The following is a 16,336-nucleotide window of genomic DNA, read 5'->3' on the forward strand; positions in this document are numbered from 1 at the left end:
GCTAAAGGAGTATCCCATTGCCGAGTTTCTCGAAATGGGTTTGGGCCCAAAAAGAGCCGAATTCAAACGATATTTGTCTGAGAATCCCATACCCCCAATCTACCTTTAACCTTGGCGAAGCTTCTCTCTCACCATTCCTGCCGGGCTTTTTTGGGAAGGCTCTACTTGGAGCGCCCATATTTTCTGGCCTCAGGTATGCCCGAGGCGAAGAAGTCACCAATGCGATAAGATAGGCATTAATCCAAATGAGTTGTTACTAATTAGTTAGTATTTAAATGTTTCGGAGTACTTAATTAAGAATATGGCCGGAACATTACTTGAAGTAAAATTGGGTAGGCGGGCAACACAGAGTTTCAATAATGATTCTTGGTCCGATTCAATAAGAAATTCTTTCCTTAATAGGATTCCTTCATTTGACTTTGGTTCTGGAAGAGATAATGTACCCCCAGAATATCTCTTTCCTAATGTTCACTATTACAACTCAAGTGAAATCTATAAATCAAACGATATAATTGTTGTAGGAGAATATTGCAATGAAGGAGTTATTGTTCCCGGAACGTTTAGTATTGCCTTTAATCAACTGTATAATTGTACTCCACTGATTAGCCTTATTGACGGTGATGAGAAATACCTGTCATTTTTACACACCTGGGCGATAGCCGGTGATTCTGATGTGGTCGACAAACAAGTAAAGCACTATATGGAAACGGTTACTCGATTTGGGGATATATCAGAAACAATATTTGCGCCAAGAAAAGGAAGTTGGGGTTCTGATACAAACTACAAAACTGCCATTGATGATATAACCGAAAATAGCCGGAAAACAATTGTGCTTGAGAGAAATGTTGGAGAATTAAGGGGAATTGCAAATAGCGAAGGGGCGTATTTTAAGGAATGTGGACATCACCTCTGGGGAAAACACCAATTACCCAAACGAAACATTCGCTTTACCCACCCAAATCTGCTATAAAGCGAATATGTCTCCTGCAATATATATTATCCCGGTTAAACTATCTATATGGGCTTTCGTTATCTGAATCTCTCCTCTGAAGAAAAATATGCCCTTGTCGGAAAGCTGATTGAGGAGCTGAAGCTTCGGAAATATTCTTATCAAACAGGCCAGGCGTACATCAAGATTGTGCGGCGGTTTCTAAGCTCAAACAAGACTCCAAGAGAATTTCTTTTAGCTCTTACCGAAAGGAGCAACTCGACAATGCGCCTCAACTACTTTGCCTTAAAGTTCCTATTTGAAAACGTCTTTCGAGAAAAGTTTTTTGAAAAGCTGACCCTTGCCAAGCCCTCCCAGAAGCTTCCTGTGGTTCTGAGCAGGGAAGAGGTTGCAAGGATGCACGCTTCTGAAACCAACCTTAAGCATAAGCTGGTCCTGGCTCTCCTCTACTATGCAGGGCTTCGCCTCAATGAAGCAAGTGCCTGTGTTGGGAAGACCTTGATTTTGACCGGAATATGATTCACCTTAAAGTTACCAGGGGCGGAAAGGAGAGGGTTGTCTTTCTGCACCCAAAAGTCAGGGAGATTTTGGGCCTTTCCTGCATGGGTAAGTCCGGGCTTATTCTTTCAACAGATGCCGGAGAGAAGTATGACAAGAGGACAATACAACAGATTGTAAAAAATGCCTCAAGAAAGGCAGGAATCAGGAAGAAAACAACCCCACATACCCTTCGCCACAGCTTTGCAACGCACCTTCTCGAAGGCGGAGCAGATATAAGGTATATACAGCAGTTCCTTGGCCACAAAGACCTTAGAACTACTCAGGTTTACACGCACGTCGCAAACAAGGAGATAGCAAATCTTTCCGCCCTGCTTTAGCGCTTTGGCTTACCAGAAAAGAAAACAAAAAAGCGCCATCAAGACTGTTTGCAAGGCCGCCCTCTATTGAATGGCTAAATCCAGCCCCTTCTCCTGAAGTATGCTATCATAGTCCCGGCAATAAGCAAAAGAAGCAGCCACAGATAAAAGTAGCCGTACTTAAGCCCGAATTCAGGAATGTTCGGAAAATTCATGCCGTATAAGCTTGTTATAAACGTCATTGGGATAAATATCGTGGAAATTACCGTAAGGAGCTTCATTATCTCGTTCATCTTGTGGCTTACGCTTGAAAGATAGACGTCTACCTGGCCTGAGATTATGTCCCGGAAGGTCTCTATGACGTCCATTGCCTGTATTGTGTGGTCGTAGAGGTCCCGAAGGTAGGGTTTTGTGCTTTTCCTTATGATTTTTGAGTCTGTCTTTTCCATGCTGCTTACGACTTCCCTTAGAGGCCAGACTGATTTCCTGAGGTAAAGGAGCCCTTTTCTTATCTTCTGTATCTTGTTGATTGTTTCGGGGTGCGGCTTATTTATGGCTTCCTCCTCAATGTCCTCCACGTCTTCTCCCACCTTCTCGAGAACAGTGAAGTAATTGTCAACGATTGCGTCAAGGAGCGCGTAGGCAAGATAGTCTGACTTCATTTTCCTGATTTTTCCCTTGCCGCTTCGTATGCGGTTTCTTATCAGGTCGAAAACATCCCCCTCGCTTTCTTCGAAAGATATGACGAAGTTTTTTGCTATTACGAATGACACCTGCTCTACTCTCAGTTCCCCCCTGGAGTTATAGAAAATCATCTTGCAGACCGCAAACAGGTAGTCTTCATAGTCTTCCAGTTTCGGCCTCTGGTCGGTGTTGGCTATATCTTCAAGGACGAGCGGGTGGATGCCAAAGGTTTTTCCAAGCCGCTCGATAATCTCTGTTTCGTGAAGGCCGGTGACGTTTACCCAGGTTATGGTGTCGCTTTTGACATACTTTTCGCATTCTTCCGGTATTTTCACGAACCTATCATCGAAATAATTTTCATCGTAATCTATTACCTGAATCCTTACCTTCTCCGCTTTCTTTTTCCCGGTGTAAACTATCGTGCCTGGAGGGAGCCCCTGCGTTTTTCTCTCTCCAAATCCGAAGAGGTCTGGCATAATTAATATGGATTTCGGAAGTATTATCCTTGTAAGCCCTATTTCTTGCTCCCTTGGTTTTCTTTTTCCTCCTTTGGCTCTTTTATCGCCCAGTCAGTTTGGCTTACCCAGATGTTGATGGTGTCGTTTGTGCAGCCCATCTGAAGTTCCCCTTCGTTTTTGCCGGGCTTTATCTCAAGAATCTGGCTGCAAGAGCACCCATGGGTAAGGATTAGGTCAAGGTTGGTGCTGTCGAAGTGGTTGGGGTTAAGCTTTACAATTGCAACCCAGTAGCTTGTTCCCAGGCACAAGTCGCCTGAGCAGTCATTTACCGCATCGCAGTCAGCGTCCGTCTGGTCGCCGCAAATGGTTTCATCGGTTTCTCCGTCGCAGTTATTGTCCTTGCCGTCACAAAGTTCAGGAGCGAATGGGTAAACTGTGCTGTCATAGTTATCGCAGTCTCCGCAGCTTGGGGAGTAGCCGTCACTGTCAAGGTCGTCTTCTTCTGCGTAAGCCGTGCACTCCTCTCTCTGGCAAATGCAGGTCTCAATGCAGGAGTTCTCCCTGTCAGAATAGTCCCTGTAAATGTTATCGTAGCAGTTGTCAAGCCCGTCACACTCGGTTGCAGGACAGTGGTCATCAGTGTCGCACTCTGCCTCGCAAATTCCCTGGACACAATAGGTCTCTTCCGGAGGGCTTGGGCAGCTTACCTCGCAGTTGGTACAAGCGCATTCTTCCAGGCAGTAATTGCCGCAGGAATTTTCTACAGTGGTCGAGTCAAACTCCCGGTTCCCGTTATATTCAGTGAGTTTAAGGCCTGTGCAGTAGTCACCATAGGTTTCTGAACAAGAGTTTTCAGGACAGTGGTCATCAGTGTCGCACTCGGCCGTGCAAACGTCTTTTACGCAGTAAGTGTTGGTTTCAGGCGCAGGGCACTCGGCCGTGCATTCTGTGCAGGTGCAGTCTTCAAGGCAGGAATTGCCGCAGGAAGATTTAATCGTTGTTGAGCCCATAGCCCTATCCTCATCGTACTCGGTAAGCTTCTTTTCAGTGCAGTAGTCCTCGAAGGTTTCAGAGCAGGAAGTGTCGGGGCAGGAGTTCTCGGCGTCGCACTCGCCGCTGCACTTTTCCTTGCTGCATGTGCTTGTTACAGTCGAGTCGCCTGTTGTGCAGTGCCCGAGGTTGTATCCATCATCAACGCAGTGGCTTGAAAAAGCCGCCCGGTAGTCCCAGGTAAATATCCTGAATGGGTTTTCGCCTTCATAGTCGCAGGATTCAATGAGCCCAAAGCTGTTCCCCGAACAGTCTTGAGCGTTCCCCACAAGGCAGCCGTCTATTCCTGCGCAGGTCTCAAACCCGTCGCACCAAAGGCCGTTATCACAAAGAGCATCTCCGGATTCATCAATTTCCTCATTGCAGTCATTATCAAGCCCGTCGCATATTTCATCTGCCCCCGGGAACGAAACTGCGCTGTTGTCATTGCATTCACATACCGCCCCCCATCCGTCCCCATCAGAGTCTGTCTGGTCCGGGTTATATTCAGAAGGGCAGTTGTCACAGGCGTCCCCGATTCCATCGCTCTGGATGGTTCTGAGGGCTGACACTCTTATGTCGTCAAAATAGGCGTATTGCCCTGAAATTCTGGAATAATCCCATCCTCCAATCTTGAGCTTAAAATTACTGCCTGATGCCAGGGCGGCTGTTGAAAATTCATTTACCAGCACTTCGCTTTCCCAGTACTGCACGCTTGTTTTTGTAATTACCAGCTTGAAAGGTACATATGCTCTCGGAATAGGCCTTATTTCTTCGGGGTGGCTTGATGAGCTGGGAGAATAGATTATCCGGGAGCCCCAGGTCGCATAGCCCACCCCTACATAATTGCTTGTGTCAGAGTCAATCAGCCGGAAAAGCATTTCAGGAGTTGTTGCTGAGCTGCTAAAGGCCCACTTGCCTTCAACTGTAAGGGTGTCCCAGTCTTCAGCGTGAATGTTGCCTGAAACAAGATAGATGTGGTACGAAGAACTGCTTCCCTGGCCAAGAATACTAAAGGTTGCTTCCTGGTTTGTTTCCTGGTAAGTGCTGTCCCCCACAAGGTCCATCGTCCATTTGGAGGAGTCCAGGGTATTGTCATCAAAGTCGTCCTGGAAAAGAAGGTTGCTTCCGCTCCCTTCCGTGTCAGAGTCTTCCTGCCCCGGGTTTGCAGTTTGCGGGCAGTTGTCGCAAATGTCGCCGATTCCGTCACTGTCCGCGTCTTCCTGCCCGGGGTTTGAAGCAGTTGGGCAATTGTCACATACGTCTCCAACTCCATCCTCGTCGGAGTCCTCTTGGTAGGGATTGTTTGTTTCAGGGCAGTTATCGGCGTCAGCACACAATCCGTCATTATCGGAGTCTTCGCAGTAAATAGTGATGTTTACCTTGGCAGTTACCGCGTCTCCTCCGGCAGTTGAGTTATAATATGTAAAGAATTCGTAAGTTTTTCCCTGCTCGCCTGTTGGGATTACTGTCCAGTTCTGCTCGCAGGTATCGCTTTCCTGCATCCCGCCCAGGCATGATAAATCGGCAGGCGTCATGGGATTCTGGGTTGTTGTGTAGAATGGCTTTGAGCCCTCAGCCATAGGAACTACCCCTTTTTCAGAGCCGCCGGTGTAGTTTGTTTCTTCCCTAAGCCATATAAACCAGGCACCCGTTGATGGGTAAACACTCCCGCATTTTTTTTGGGTGTCATCTTCACCCCAGTCAGTACCGTCCTGCTGGTTATTGTCCATTCCCCGGTCATCGAAGTCAACGGTAAAGTCTCCATCATCGTTGCATATATCTTCCCCTTCAAAGTATCCAAAGTTCCACTGGTCGCCAAGCGGCCTTGTTTCTCCGGTAAGTATGTTTTTCCTGGCTGGCGGCGGTATAGTCTGTCCTGCCCCATTGTTATCCTCAAAGCACACTCCGGCGTCAGTGCTGGAGCGGGCTATCTCAGAGTACCAGCCAAGTTCGTAGAATGCAAGGTCAACTTCAAAGTTGCTGTCAGTTCTCCCTAGCTTGCATGAAAATCTTATGTCATCGCCAACCCCGGTAGCTATGGGAAGCATTCCATCCCACAAATACTCGTGCGCAGAGGCAGGGCTAAGCGTTGTAAGGTCACTATAATACGCTCCTCCCATGTCATTAAGCGTTGCGGTGTAAGTTGAGGCGACAAGCGTCCAGCCGCCCCCATCGGTTTCCATGTCGCAATAAACATTATAAGGGTATCCGCTTCCCGAAGGGTATATGGTGTAGATTCCGCTTGTCCGGGTCCCTTTCGCATAGAGCTGCTTGCATGAAACAGGGAAGGCCAAAGGGTCAAGCGTTGCAGTAACGTCTCCACAATTATTCCTGACGCAGTCTACGCCGGTGGTGAATGTGAAGGGCTGGTTTTGGTAAACAACCAGGTCTGAAGCCGGAGACACAAGGTAGGGCTCAAGGTTTTCGCATGCATCGCCAATTCCGTCTCCATCTGAATCTGCCTGGTTGGGGTTTGCATCATTAACGCAATTATCGCAGGAGTTTCCTATTCCATCACTGTCTGCATCCTGCTGGTTGGGGTTGGCAAGGGCAGGGCAATTATCGCAGGCGTTTCCAACGCCATCATTATCAGAATCTGCCTGGTCGGGGTTATAAGCGTAGTCACAGTTGTCGCAGGCATCACCGAGGCCGTCGTTATCCTGGTCCAGCTGGTCAGGGTTGGAGACCTCCCTGCAATTATCCATACTTCCGCATACGCCATCCTCGTCAGCGTCATTTAAAGGGTCGAATGGGCACGGGTCACAAACATCGCCCAGTTCATCTCCAGTAGTGCTTGTTGGAGGGGTAGCAATGCCAAGTGAAGTAATGGAAGCGAGTGTAGACACAAGCGTGAAGTGTCCGTCTCCATTATTGCGGTAATACCTAATCTGGCCGCTACTCCATGTAGTTATCACGACATCCTGATCGCCATCCTCATCAAAGTCGTAATTATCTATAGAGCCGTGGTTGTTTGTGTCAAACACCTGCCATTTATATGTAAATGCTCCAGCCCCGTTTCCGGTCCACAGGCCGTATTCCCCGCCAGAGCCGCCCGTAGCTATGACATCAGTATTTCCGTCATTGTTAAAGTCTGCAAGGGTTACACCGTAAGGATCACTGCTGACCCCGATGGTGTCGAAAAGCCAGAATGGGGATGAGAACCCACCTGCGCCATCACCGTAGTAGGCATAGATGTTTCCGCCGGAAGATTCTCCATAAACGAAATCCATGTTTCCGTCATTGTTGATGTCTCCGGAATCCTTTCCCCGACCGTAGTTTCCTGGAGCAGTTGAAGTAATTAGGGTGGTGGTGAACCCTCCTGCCCCGTTGCCCAGGAATAAATAGATATGCCGGTTATTCCCGCCGACTATAAAATCATAGTGCCCGTCATTATTGAAGTCTTCAGAGGCCATGCTCATTTCATAACCATTCAGATTTATCTGGCTGCCGACCTTTACGGGTGCCGAAAACACTCCGGGGCTGGTTTGGGCAACAAAATAGCACCAGTTGTCCACTCTGTTGCAGCCCACGAAGTCAAGGTCCCTGTCACCATCATAGTCGGCAATTGCCGCTGCGCCTCTAGAGTAACTGCCTAGGGTGCTTGCAATAAACGGAGATGCAAAGGTTCCGTCATTATTTGATTTTATATAATGGCGGTTTCCGAGTTCATCTCCTACGATAACAAAGGCGTCAAGCACGCCTCCATCGGCATTATTCTGGTCAGGATTGTAGGCGCTTACGCAGTTGTCACAAACATCCCCCACGCCGTCATTATCAGTATCTGCCTGATTGGAGTTAGCTAAATACCGGCAGTTGTCACATAAGTTCCCAATTCCGTCTCCATCAGTGTCTTCCTGCCCGGAGTTTGAAGCAATCGGGCAATTGTCGGCGTCAGCGCATAGCCCATCGCCATCTGTGTCATCACAGTAAATTGTAATATTCACTTTTTGGGTATTTCTGGTTGCCGCAAGTGGTGAAGAGTAGATTGTGTAAAACTCATAGGTTTTTCCCTGCTCGCCAGTTGGAATCACTGTCCATGATTGGGTGCATTCCTGCCCTTCCTGCATATTTTCAAGGCAGGACTCATCAGTTTTTGTCTGTGGGTTTGGGCTTGTCGTGTAAAACGGCTCGGCCCCAGTTACCGTTGAAATCAGTCCCTTGGAACTGCCGTAAAACGCGATTCCACCGATATAGCCATTGCTGCTTCCCGAGCCGTCATTGTACCATCTCTGGACGAACTTGTTGCTGGTGTCAGAGCTGTCGGTGTAACAAAGCACCTGGTCGCAGGTATAGGTGTCGGAAGCGAAGGCCCCGGTCGACCTGAACCTGACAATAAGCCCTCCGCCCTGGAAAGTGTAATCTTCTTCTATTGGAAAGCACAACTCCCAGGTGCCGCAGGAAGTGTCTCCCCTTAAGCTTGGCGTTGCCAGCTCGTCATACACGATTTGCCGGTATCCGTCTGCATCGCATGAAGTTCCGCCGTTTGAGCTTGTGTGGCATAGCCAAATGTCCATGGAGATATCTGCATCATTTGGCCGCCCGAGGTCAAAGCAGGCGTAGTCTCCAGAGTTTACCTCAAACGGCTCTATATTTTTGTAAACAAAGCCCTTGTACGTACCATATGAGCCTCCCGCGCCAAAAGGGATGCAGTTGCCTATGCCCTTGGTTTGGGCGGGAATTGCACCTCCGATAAACTCCGTGTCTTCAACAGGGTCAAGCGCTGCTGCCACATCTCCGCAAGTCCCTTGCACACAGGTAACTTTTGACGTAAAAGTGAATGGCTCGTTTTGGCTTACCACAGTTTCTGAGACTGGCTCAACGAGTTCGGCTTGAAGCGTTGCCTGTTGTGCCGTAGCGATGCCTAAAGGGACAAGAACCAGAGAGAGAAATATTAGGGTTTTTACGAATAAGCCAAATTTTTCGAGTGCCATATAGTTATAATCCGTAGGCAATAATAAAAGTTTCACTGGAGCATACAATTGTAATGCTTCTGTAACTTTATCGAAGCCATGCAGATCGCTGGAATGGGGGTTTTTGGGGATTATTATAGGCAGTTCCCTGCTGTTACTATAAATAGTGTCTTATGCGCCTGATAATATATCTTCAAATTTTCAGGGGATAATGGTTTATGGCTGAAAAGGATTATTACAAGATTCTGGGCGTCGAGAAAAGCGCTTCCAGTGATGACATAAAGCGGGCTTTCAAGAAGCTTGCCAGAAAGCACCACCCCGATGTCGCGGGAAAGGAAAGTGAGGAAAAATTCAAGGAGATTAATGAAGCGTTCCAGGTCCTGTCTGACCCGCAGAAAAAGGCGGCTTATGATAACTATGGAAATGCCGATTTTGGAAGCCAGGGCTATGATTATTCTTCCGAAGGGCCTGACTTTGGCGATATTTTCTCTGACCTTGGCTTGGGAGACATTTTCCGCGCGTTCAGAAGGGGCTCTTCTGACGAAAGCAATTCTTTTTCCGGCTCGGACCTTCGCCAGGATATCGAAATAACGCTTGAGGAGGCGTTTAGCGGAGTTGAAAAGGAAGTGGAATTTCCTGCGGAAGTCCCGTGCGATCAATGCTCGGGCACCGGAGCGAAGGGTGGAGAGCTTGAAACCTGTGCCGACTGCGGCGGCGTTGGAAGACTCAAAAAAGCGCACAGGACGCCATTTGGCCAGTTCGTAAGCATCGTTACCTGCCCTTCCTGTGCAGGCAGGGGAAAGGTCGCCAAGGATTATTGCCGGGAATGCAGGGGACGGGGCCGGCTAAGAAAGAAGCGCAAAGTTACTGTTAAAGTGCCAGCGGGAATCGAGAATAACTCGTACCTTCGGATTTCCGGGCAGGGGGAAGCAGGAGTTATGGGCGCCCCTTCAGGCGACCTGTATGTTTTGGTTGGAATAAAGCCCCATGACGTGTTTGAGCGGGCTGGAGACAATCTCCGGCTCGAGCAGAAGGTCTCCCTTTTGACAGCAATTACCGGAGGGGAAATCGAGATTCCCGCAATGGGGGGAAAAGCAAGCATCAAAGTGCCAAAGGGCACACAGAGCCATACTGTGTTTAAGCTTAAGGGGCAGGGAATGCCAAGAATCAATGGGGACGGAAGAGGCGACCTTTTGGTAAAGCTGATTATAGAAATCCCTGACAAAGTCAGCAGGAAGATGGAGGAATGCCTGAGGGAGATGGAGGGCCACCAGGCAAAGAAGAAGCGGGGCTGGTTTGGAAGATAATAAGTTAGAGGGGAATTTGTAATTTAATGGTTTTAGAGATTATGCCAAAAAACGTCGAGGAAGTCCCGAGAAAAATTGTCAGAAAAGAGCTGGAAAAAAAGCCGGAGCAGCAAGCAGTAAAGCCCACCGTAAAACCGGCAAGGGACCTGGAAAAGGAGCTAAAACAAGCAAAAGAGAGGGAGGAAGAAACTCTGACAAAGCTCAAATATCTCCAGGCGGAGTTTGACAATTACAGAAAACATTACGACAAGGAGCGGTTGGAATTTGTAAAATTTGCAAATGTGGGGCTTGTCGGCGACCTCCTGACTGTGCTAGACGAGTTCGAGCGGGCGATAGAAGCCATAGGCGACGAGGAAACCCGGAAAGGCATGGCTCTTCTCCAGGGAAACCTCCTCAAAGTCCTGAAAAAGCACGGGCTTGAGAGAATCGAGGCGGCCGGGCACAAGTTTGACCCGTACTTCCATGAAGTGATGCTTATGCAGGAAAGCGAGGGCGATGAGGGGCTCGTCCTCTCCGAGCTCCAGAAGGGCTACAAGCTGAACGGGAAGGTCATACGGAGCTCGAAAGTTGTTGTTTCGAAGGCAAGGCCGGAAAACCCGGGAAGCGCTTCTGCGTAAGACTGCTGCGGGAATGCGTTCTTTTTGCCAGGAGATTGATTTCTGAAAGTACTTAAGCAAATTTGGGTAGTAATTTGAGAAGTATGGCTAATAATGGCACATATTTGGGCACAATAGACGTAAGCAGTTCTCCAATAATTCCCTGTGGCACCAGTGTATCCGGTTTTGAAGTAACTGCTCTTGAAAGCAAGGACCCGGGTCTTATGGATGAGGAGAGTATTGAAAGGGTTAGGCCAGGCATCAGGTATGTCACACTTTGTCAGGGTAGGACCTATGTAAGTGAGCGGCCTTCAGATAGGCCAGGGATTTATTTTAGCGACCTCAGAGAAGCATTGCATATGAACCCAATAGAAGCCCTTAATCATATAACTGGCTGTAAACTATCGTTTTAAATTTTGAGTTTTTGTAAACTTCATATTCCGGGCGCGGCGTTCCTGTTTCGTTTTGCCTTTACCTTGGAGGGAAGATTGTCAGGCAGGCATTACAAAAGCACTACCCCAGCATTATTCTGGTAATGCCCCGAAAAGAGTTTGCAAGCAAATTTCACTTTTAAAATTTTTGTATAAGTAATAATGTATATTATTGAGAATATGGCAAAGGAGAAGATTATCGGGATAGACCTTGGGACCTCGAACTCCCAGGCAGCGGTAATGATTGGCGGAAAGCCCACCATTATCCCTTCAGCAGAGGGAGCTACCGTTGCAGGAAAGATGTTTCCCTCGATTGTTGCATTTACAAAGGAAGGCACTTTGCTTGTAGGCGAGCCGGCAAGGCGCCAGGTGGTTTCAAACCCCGAAGGAACTGTCAGCGGCGCAAAAAGGCAGATGGGGACAGGCCACAAATTCAAGCTTCACGGAAAAGAATACACCCCCCAGCAGATTTCGGCGTTTATCTTGCAGAAGATAAAGAGGGATGCTGAGGCATTCCTTGGCGAAACAATAAGAAAAGCTGTAATTACTGTCCCTGCTTACTTTAATGACAACCAGAGGCAGGCGACAAAGGACGCGGGAAAAATCGCGGGGCTGGAAGTTGAGCGGCTTGTTAACGAGCCGACTGCCGCCGCGATGGCTTACAACCTCGAAAAGGACGAGGAGTCCAAGATTCTGATTTTCGACCTCGGCGGAGGAACCCTGGACGTTACGATAATGGAATATGCAGAAGGCACTTTCACTGTCCTTTCGACGTCAGGCGACACTCACCTTGGCGGAAGGGACATGGATGAATCGCTTGTCGGCTATATTGTTTCTGAGTTTAAGAAGAAGGAAAATATTGACATATCAACCGACAAGATTGCAATGCAGAGGGTCAGGGAAGCGGCTGAAAAGGCAAAAATCGAGCTTTCGGCAGTTTTCGAGACCGAAATCAACCTGCCGTTTATTGCGATGTCGGGCGGTAGTGCCAAAAACCTTGAGATGAAGATTACCCGCTCGAAGCTTGACGAGCTTGTAGACACAATCGTCCAGAAGTGCAAGGTGCCTGTCGAGCAGGCGATTAAGGATTCTAAGCTTTCAAGAGGGGAAGTAGGCAAGGTGATTCTTGTCGGAGGCCCTACGAGGATGCCGCTTATCCAGAAGTTTGTCGAGGAAATCACAGGCAGAAAGCCGGAGAGGGGCGTTGACCCCATGGAGTGCGTTGCCCTTGGAGCAGCAGTACAGGGAGCAATTCTTGCAGGCGAAATAAAGGACCTCGTCCTGCTTGATGTTACTCCGCTGACCCTTGGAATTGAAACTTTAGGCGGCGTGATGACCCCAATTATAGAACGAAACAGCACGATTCCAATAAAGAAAAGCAAGGTCTTTTCAACCGCGGTCGACATGCAGCCGGCAGTGACGGTTCATGTAATTCAGGGAGAAAGGCCGCTTGCCAAAGACAACACCAGCTTGGGAGAGTTCAACCTTATGGGAATTCCTCCAGCCCCCAGAGGGATGCCAAAAATCGAGGTCAGCTTTGACATTGATTCCAGCGGAATACTTCATGTTTCAGCCAAAGACTTGGGCACTAAAAGAGAGCAGGCCATCACAATAACCGCTTCGACAAAGCTTTCTGAGGGCGACATCGACAAGATGGTGAGGCAGGCCCAGGACCACGAGGAAGAAGACAAGAGAAGAAAGGAGGAAATCGAGGCGAAAAACAACCTTGATTCCACTATCTACGAAACTGAGAAAGTCCTTTCCGAGCTTGGTGACAAGCTTTCGGCAGAGCACAAGCAGAATGTGGAGGACGAGCTAAAGAAATCAAAAGAGGCACTGGATTCTGAAGACACTTCAAAGCTGAAAGCCGCAACCGAGGAGCTTAGGAAGGTCCTTCAGGCGGCAGGCGCGTCAATTTACCAGCAGGCAGCCCAGGCATCTGCAGAAGGGCCGCAGTTTGGCGCTGGAGGGCCAGAAGGTGCAGCAGGCCCGGCAGGAGGGGAGAAAAAGAAGGAAGAAAAGAAGCCGGAGGCAGATGAAGAAAAGGTTGTTGACGCTGAGTACAAGGTTGAAGGAGAGGAAGAGAAGAAGAAGGAATGACTGCTTAATTGAGATATTCTGCAGGCTGCCATTCTGGGTGCGTTGAGTATATTTCTTCAAGCTTTTCTTGCATATCTTCAGGAAGGCGGGGTTCGTATACATTGCAGGTCACCAGTTCTGGACAGATATCGCTGATTGTGCTGACAATGTCACTAATCTCAGAGCTTATCGGCTGCCTTTGGTACAGGGAAATATTGAACCTGGATTTTTTTAAGCTCCAGTCCTTTGCAGGATATTGCATTTTTCCAAGGAGTCCATAATCAAAGTCTTGAAACAAGGTAATTTCCCGTTTGGCCAAATCCAGGTGGACTGGCACATTTGCTTTCGTTTTTGGGTTTTCAAACATGAGGTTTACCTGATTTGCATATAAGGGATAGGTCAGTAAAGTACCTTCAATGGGATTTAGAGGGTCATCATCCCCAGAATACTCAAGCCCCCGAAAGATTAGTCCCATTTTCTCAATCTTATCTACAATTGACATAATTCACTATAGAATAATAATTTCAATGCATAGTAATTATGGCAAGAAAGTCGCTCGTTCCGCTGATAAAGAAGATAATCGAGCTAATTGGGTCAGGAAAAGAGGCTCCTGCCCCGAAGGAATTCCGAAAATTGCTTGATTTTAAGGGGGAGTTTAATTTGGAGGAAACTGATGGGATTTATGAATTTGGGCGTGTTTTTGGGGAGGAAACCTGCAAGAAATTTGCCCCAAAATTCATTTCAGAAATCGACAAGCTGATAAAGAAGAAAAAAACGCCAAACCTGTATTTTATCAAAAGCGAGATTGTCTGCAACTGCGAAAAGCCAGAAGACACCCTGAAGGTTTTGAATAATATGCTGAAGGTTTATCCCAAGCATCCAGAGTTGCTGAACACAAAAGCCCAAATCCTCAAAGACCTAAACCGACCTGAAGAAGCCCTCAGGGAAATAGAAAAAGCCCTTAACATTGAAGATCATCCAGTTTACCATAACACCAAAGCATTAATCCTCAAAGACCTAAACCGGCCTGAAGAAGCCCTCAGGGAAATAGACAAAGCCCTGAAGATTAAGGACTCTCCAGCTATCCACAACACAAAAGCAGCAATCCTCCAAGACCTAAACCGACCTGAAGAAGCCCTCAAGGAAATAAACAAAGCTATAGACCTTAAAGACCATCCCGCCTACCACAACACCAAAGCATTAATCCTCAAAGACCTAAACCGGCCTGAAGAAGCCCTAAAAGAGATAGAAAAAGCCCTGGAGATTAAGGACTCTCCAGCTTACCACAACACCAAAGCATTAATCCTCAAAGACCTAAACCGGCCTGAAGAAGCCCTCAGGGAAATAGAAAAAGCCCTTAACATTGAAGATCATCCAGCTAGCCACAACACAAAAGCAGCAATCCTCCAGGACCTAAACCGGCCTGAAGAAGCCCTCGAAGAGATAAATCTGGCTGTGGAGGGAGAAACAAAAAGCCCCGTTTTTTTAGGGAATAAGGTTCATATCTTGCTGGGGTTAGGAAAATTAAAGACTGCAAAGGAAACTCTCTCGGAAGCGTTAAGATATGCTCCTGAAAATGAATTTCTTCTGAAGACAAAGGATGTTTTGAAAAATGCTGAATCCTTGGAGAATACTTCAAGGATTATCAATGAGCGCCTTGAAGAGCGAGAGAAAAAACTTAACGAAAAGATTGAGACTGCAAAGGAAGAGTTAAACAAAAAAATAGAGGCTGGCAACGTAAAGCTTGTCGAATTCCTTGGTGTCTTCGCTGCGATTATTGCCTTTATACTATCCTCGATTAACATACTGTCAACGGATTTGTCGCTTTGTGAGCGGCTTATCCTTATAGTAGGTCTGGGTTCGGTACTGGTGCTGTTTATCCTGCTGATCGAAATACTTATCTGTGAAAGAAAGGATGGTGAGAGGTTATATGTGGTTTTGGCTGTGTTGCTGGCATTCATAGGGTTGCTAGTTAGTGCTTCAATTTCGGGCTTTTGCCCTTCAAACCACCAAACACAAAGCCAGGATTCCTGCCAGGGCGCTCTAAACCTATCTGCGATTTTCTGGCTTCCCGGAGCCAAAGAGCAGGTAACGGTGCAGAATGGGTTTGTTGAGGGTAATGCGTCTCAAGCGTCAAATGCCAAGAGTTATGTAAACTCTTCTTACTAAGAACCATCTACTGGCAAACTGTAATCACTTCAAGGGCAGATGGCAGGTTGCAGTGCCACTTGATGATTTCCCTCGTCCAGGGGGAGAATGTTTCGGGATTCGTCTCCAGGATTTCCTTTAGCCGCTCAGGGGAGACAAACTCGACTTTCTGTATCTCGTCTTCTGCGGCTTTTGGGCTTTCCCTGATTTTTCCGGAATAGAGCACAAACATCGCCTTTCCGTGCGGCTCTCTGCAGAGCCGGAATTTTAGAAGCGGCTTAAGCTTCACGTCTTCAAGCCCAAGCTCTTCCCGAACGCCTCTTTTGGCCGCCTCTTCATAGCCCTCGTTTGCCTTTACGTGCTCTGTGACCGAGCAGTCAAGCGTGCCGGGGTAAATTGTCTTGTTGGAAGACCTGAGGGATAAAAGCATCTCCCCTTCTTCATTTGTGATTATGACGTGGGAGCCCCGATGAAAGTAGCATTCCCTGTAAACTTCCTCGCGGCAGGACGTTCCGATAACTTGGTCTTCAGAATCGATAATATCCAAAAGCTCTTCCAGTTCCATAATAATTAAGTAAATTTATATGCTCTGTTTTACTTTTGTAAAATATCTTGAATTTTGTTTTGGAGGTTTCCTGGGCGGCTGAGGGGTGTGAGTTATGGCTTGGTCTTGCCAGGAATCGTATGGAGGGATTTAATAATCAGGACTGGGTTTGGGAAGTGGCACTATTTTGCACAGGGTTTTCCAGCTTTGATTATCTTCTGATGCGGGCGGATTTCTGTCTGGTGGCCTTTCCCTTCCGCTTCTTTTGCGTCTTCTTCCCGACGGACTTTGTCTTTCTAGTAGCCCTGCTTACGGCCTTCCCCCCATTCACACGCCCTGCC

General features: G+C 47.7%; 11 protein-coding genes and 5 pseudogenes. 8 read left to right on the plus strand and 8 right to left on the minus strand.

The window, feature by feature from the left end; all coding sequences use genetic code 11:
* The first annotated feature begins 301 nt into the window (after nucleotides 1–301).
* From JW727_06590 to JW727_06600, 3 genes are read left to right on the plus strand one after another with little or no spacing between them, the layout of a single operon-like run.
* On the plus strand, nucleotides 302–970 hold the full coding sequence (locus JW727_06590) for a hypothetical protein (protein MBN2095693.1): 669 nt from the start codon (nucleotides 302–304) through the stop codon (nucleotides 968–970).
* Between the two features lie 48 nt (nucleotides 971–1,018).
* Complete coding sequence (locus tag JW727_06595; protein ID MBN2095694.1) at nucleotides 1,019–1,468, plus strand: hypothetical protein; 450 nt, start codon at nucleotides 1,019–1,021, stop codon at nucleotides 1,466–1,468.
* The gene (locus JW727_06600) at nucleotides 1,465–1,827 is read left to right on the plus strand and encodes a tyrosine-type recombinase/integrase (GenBank protein ID MBN2095695.1); all 363 of its coding nucleotides are present in this window, start codon (nucleotides 1,465–1,467) and stop codon (nucleotides 1,825–1,827) included. Before JW727_06595 ends, JW727_06600 begins: the two co-directional genes overlap by 4 nt.
* A gap of 74 nt (nucleotides 1,828–1,901) precedes the next feature.
* On the opposite strand, the gene corA is transcribed toward JW727_06600, so the two are convergent.
* The 6 genes and pseudogenes from corA to JW727_06630 all read right to left on the minus strand — a co-directional run bounded on the left by corA (nucleotide 1,902) and on the right by JW727_06630 (nucleotide 8,911).
* A complete protein-coding gene (gene corA, locus JW727_06605; GenBank protein MBN2095696.1) occupies nucleotides 1,902–2,966 on the minus strand; it encodes a magnesium/cobalt transporter CorA in 1,065 nt (354 codons plus the stop codon).
* Nucleotides 2,967–5,104: 2,138 nt separating this feature from the next.
* Nucleotides 5,105–6,100: pseudogene (locus tag JW727_06610) on the minus strand (thrombospondin type 3 repeat-containing protein).
* Between the two features lie 300 nt (nucleotides 6,101–6,400).
* A pseudogene (locus JW727_06615) lies at nucleotides 6,401–6,685 on the minus strand (thrombospondin type 3 repeat-containing protein).
* Between the two features lie 18 nt (nucleotides 6,686–6,703).
* Nucleotides 6,704–6,895 (minus strand): annotated as a pseudogene (locus JW727_06620) (hypothetical protein).
* A gap of 144 nt (nucleotides 6,896–7,039) precedes the next feature.
* Nucleotides 7,040–7,399, minus strand: a pseudogene (locus tag JW727_06625) (VCBS repeat-containing protein).
* 285 nt (nucleotides 7,400–7,684) lie between these two features.
* A pseudogene (locus JW727_06630) lies at nucleotides 7,685–8,911 on the minus strand (thrombospondin type 3 repeat-containing protein).
* Between the two features lie 197 nt (nucleotides 8,912–9,108).
* On the opposite strand from JW727_06630, the gene dnaJ reads away from it, so the two are divergent.
* The 4 genes from dnaJ (at nucleotide 9,109) to dnaK (ending at nucleotide 13,324) form a co-directional block, all read left to right on the plus strand.
* The gene (dnaJ, locus tag JW727_06635; GenBank protein ID MBN2095697.1) at nucleotides 9,109–10,197 is read left to right on the plus strand and encodes a molecular chaperone DnaJ; all 1,089 of its coding nucleotides are present in this window, start codon (nucleotides 9,109–9,111) and stop codon (nucleotides 10,195–10,197) included.
* A 41-nt stretch (nucleotides 10,198–10,238) separates the two neighbouring features.
* The gene (locus JW727_06640; protein ID MBN2095698.1) at nucleotides 10,239–10,814 is read left to right on the plus strand and encodes a nucleotide exchange factor GrpE; all 576 of its coding nucleotides are present in this window, start codon (nucleotides 10,239–10,241) and stop codon (nucleotides 10,812–10,814) included.
* Between the two features lie 83 nt (nucleotides 10,815–10,897).
* Nucleotides 10,898–11,206, plus strand: a complete 309-nt coding sequence (locus tag JW727_06645; protein ID MBN2095699.1) for a hypothetical protein — start codon at nucleotides 10,898–10,900, stop codon at nucleotides 11,204–11,206.
* Nucleotides 11,207–11,404: 198 nt separating this feature from the next.
* Nucleotides 11,405–13,324 carry a molecular chaperone DnaK gene (dnaK, locus tag JW727_06650; protein ID MBN2095700.1) on the plus strand — a complete coding sequence of 640 codons (1,920 nt, stop codon included), beginning with the start codon at nucleotides 11,405–11,407 and terminating at the stop codon, nucleotides 13,322–13,324.
* Between the two features lie 4 nt (nucleotides 13,325–13,328).
* On the opposite strand, the gene JW727_06655 is transcribed toward dnaK, so the two are convergent.
* On the minus strand, nucleotides 13,329–13,805 hold the full coding sequence (locus JW727_06655; protein ID MBN2095701.1) for a hypothetical protein: 477 nt from the start codon (nucleotides 13,803–13,805) through the stop codon (nucleotides 13,329–13,331).
* A 38-nt stretch (nucleotides 13,806–13,843) separates the two neighbouring features.
* Between JW727_06655 and JW727_06660 the strand changes: the two genes are divergently transcribed.
* Nucleotides 13,844–15,472: a tetratricopeptide repeat protein gene (locus JW727_06660; GenBank protein ID MBN2095702.1), complete on the plus strand. Its 1,629-nt coding sequence runs from the start codon at nucleotides 13,844–13,846 to the stop codon at nucleotides 15,470–15,472.
* A gap of 7 nt (nucleotides 15,473–15,479) precedes the next feature.
* Here JW727_06660 and JW727_06665 read toward each other — a convergent pair whose 3' ends face one another.
* Nucleotides 15,480–16,016, minus strand: coding sequence for an NUDIX domain-containing protein (locus tag JW727_06665; protein ID MBN2095703.1), 537 nt, complete (start codon nucleotides 16,014–16,016; stop codon nucleotides 15,480–15,482).
* Between the last annotated feature and the right edge of the window lie 320 nt (nucleotides 16,017–16,336).

The sequence above is a fragment of the Candidatus Aenigmatarchaeota archaeon genome (assembly GCA_016932615.1).
In the GTDB taxonomy this organism is placed as follows: domain Archaea; phylum Aenigmatarchaeota; class Aenigmatarchaeia; order QMZS01; family QMZS01; genus JAFGCN01.

What these genes read in the sequence shown, in the direction of transcription:
- dnaJ (MBN2095697.1), top strand. Translation starts at nt 9,109, where the DNA reads ATGGCTGAAAAGGATTATTACAAGATTCTGGGCGTCGAGAAAAGCGCT.
- dnaK (MBN2095700.1), top strand. Translation starts at nt 11,405, where the DNA reads ATGGCAAAGGAGAAGATTATCGGGATAGACCTTGGGACCTCGAACTCC.
- JW727_06595 (MBN2095694.1), top strand. Translation starts at nt 1,019, where the DNA reads ATGGGCTTTCGTTATCTGAATCTCTCCTCTGAAGAAAAATATGCCCTT.
- JW727_06600 (MBN2095695.1), top strand. Translation starts at nt 1,465, where the DNA reads ATGATTCACCTTAAAGTTACCAGGGGCGGAAAGGAGAGGGTTGTCTTT.
- corA (MBN2095696.1), bottom strand. Translation starts at nt 2,966, where the DNA reads ATGCCAGACCTCTTCGGATTTGGAGAGAGAAAAACGCAGGGGCTCCCT.
- JW727_06590 (MBN2095693.1), top strand. Translation starts at nt 302, where the DNA reads ATGGCCGGAACATTACTTGAAGTAAAATTGGGTAGGCGGGCAACACAG.
- JW727_06660 (MBN2095702.1), top strand. Translation starts at nt 13,844, where the DNA reads ATGGCAAGAAAGTCGCTCGTTCCGCTGATAAAGAAGATAATCGAGCTA.
- JW727_06665 (MBN2095703.1), bottom strand. Translation starts at nt 16,016, where the DNA reads ATGGAACTGGAAGAGCTTTTGGATATTATCGATTCTGAAGACCAAGTT.
- JW727_06645 (MBN2095699.1), top strand. Translation starts at nt 10,898, where the DNA reads ATGGCTAATAATGGCACATATTTGGGCACAATAGACGTAAGCAGTTCT.
- JW727_06640 (MBN2095698.1), top strand. Translation starts at nt 10,239, where the DNA reads ATGCCAAAAAACGTCGAGGAAGTCCCGAGAAAAATTGTCAGAAAAGAG.
- JW727_06655 (MBN2095701.1), bottom strand. Translation starts at nt 13,805, where the DNA reads ATGTCAATTGTAGATAAGATTGAGAAAATGGGACTAATCTTTCGGGGG.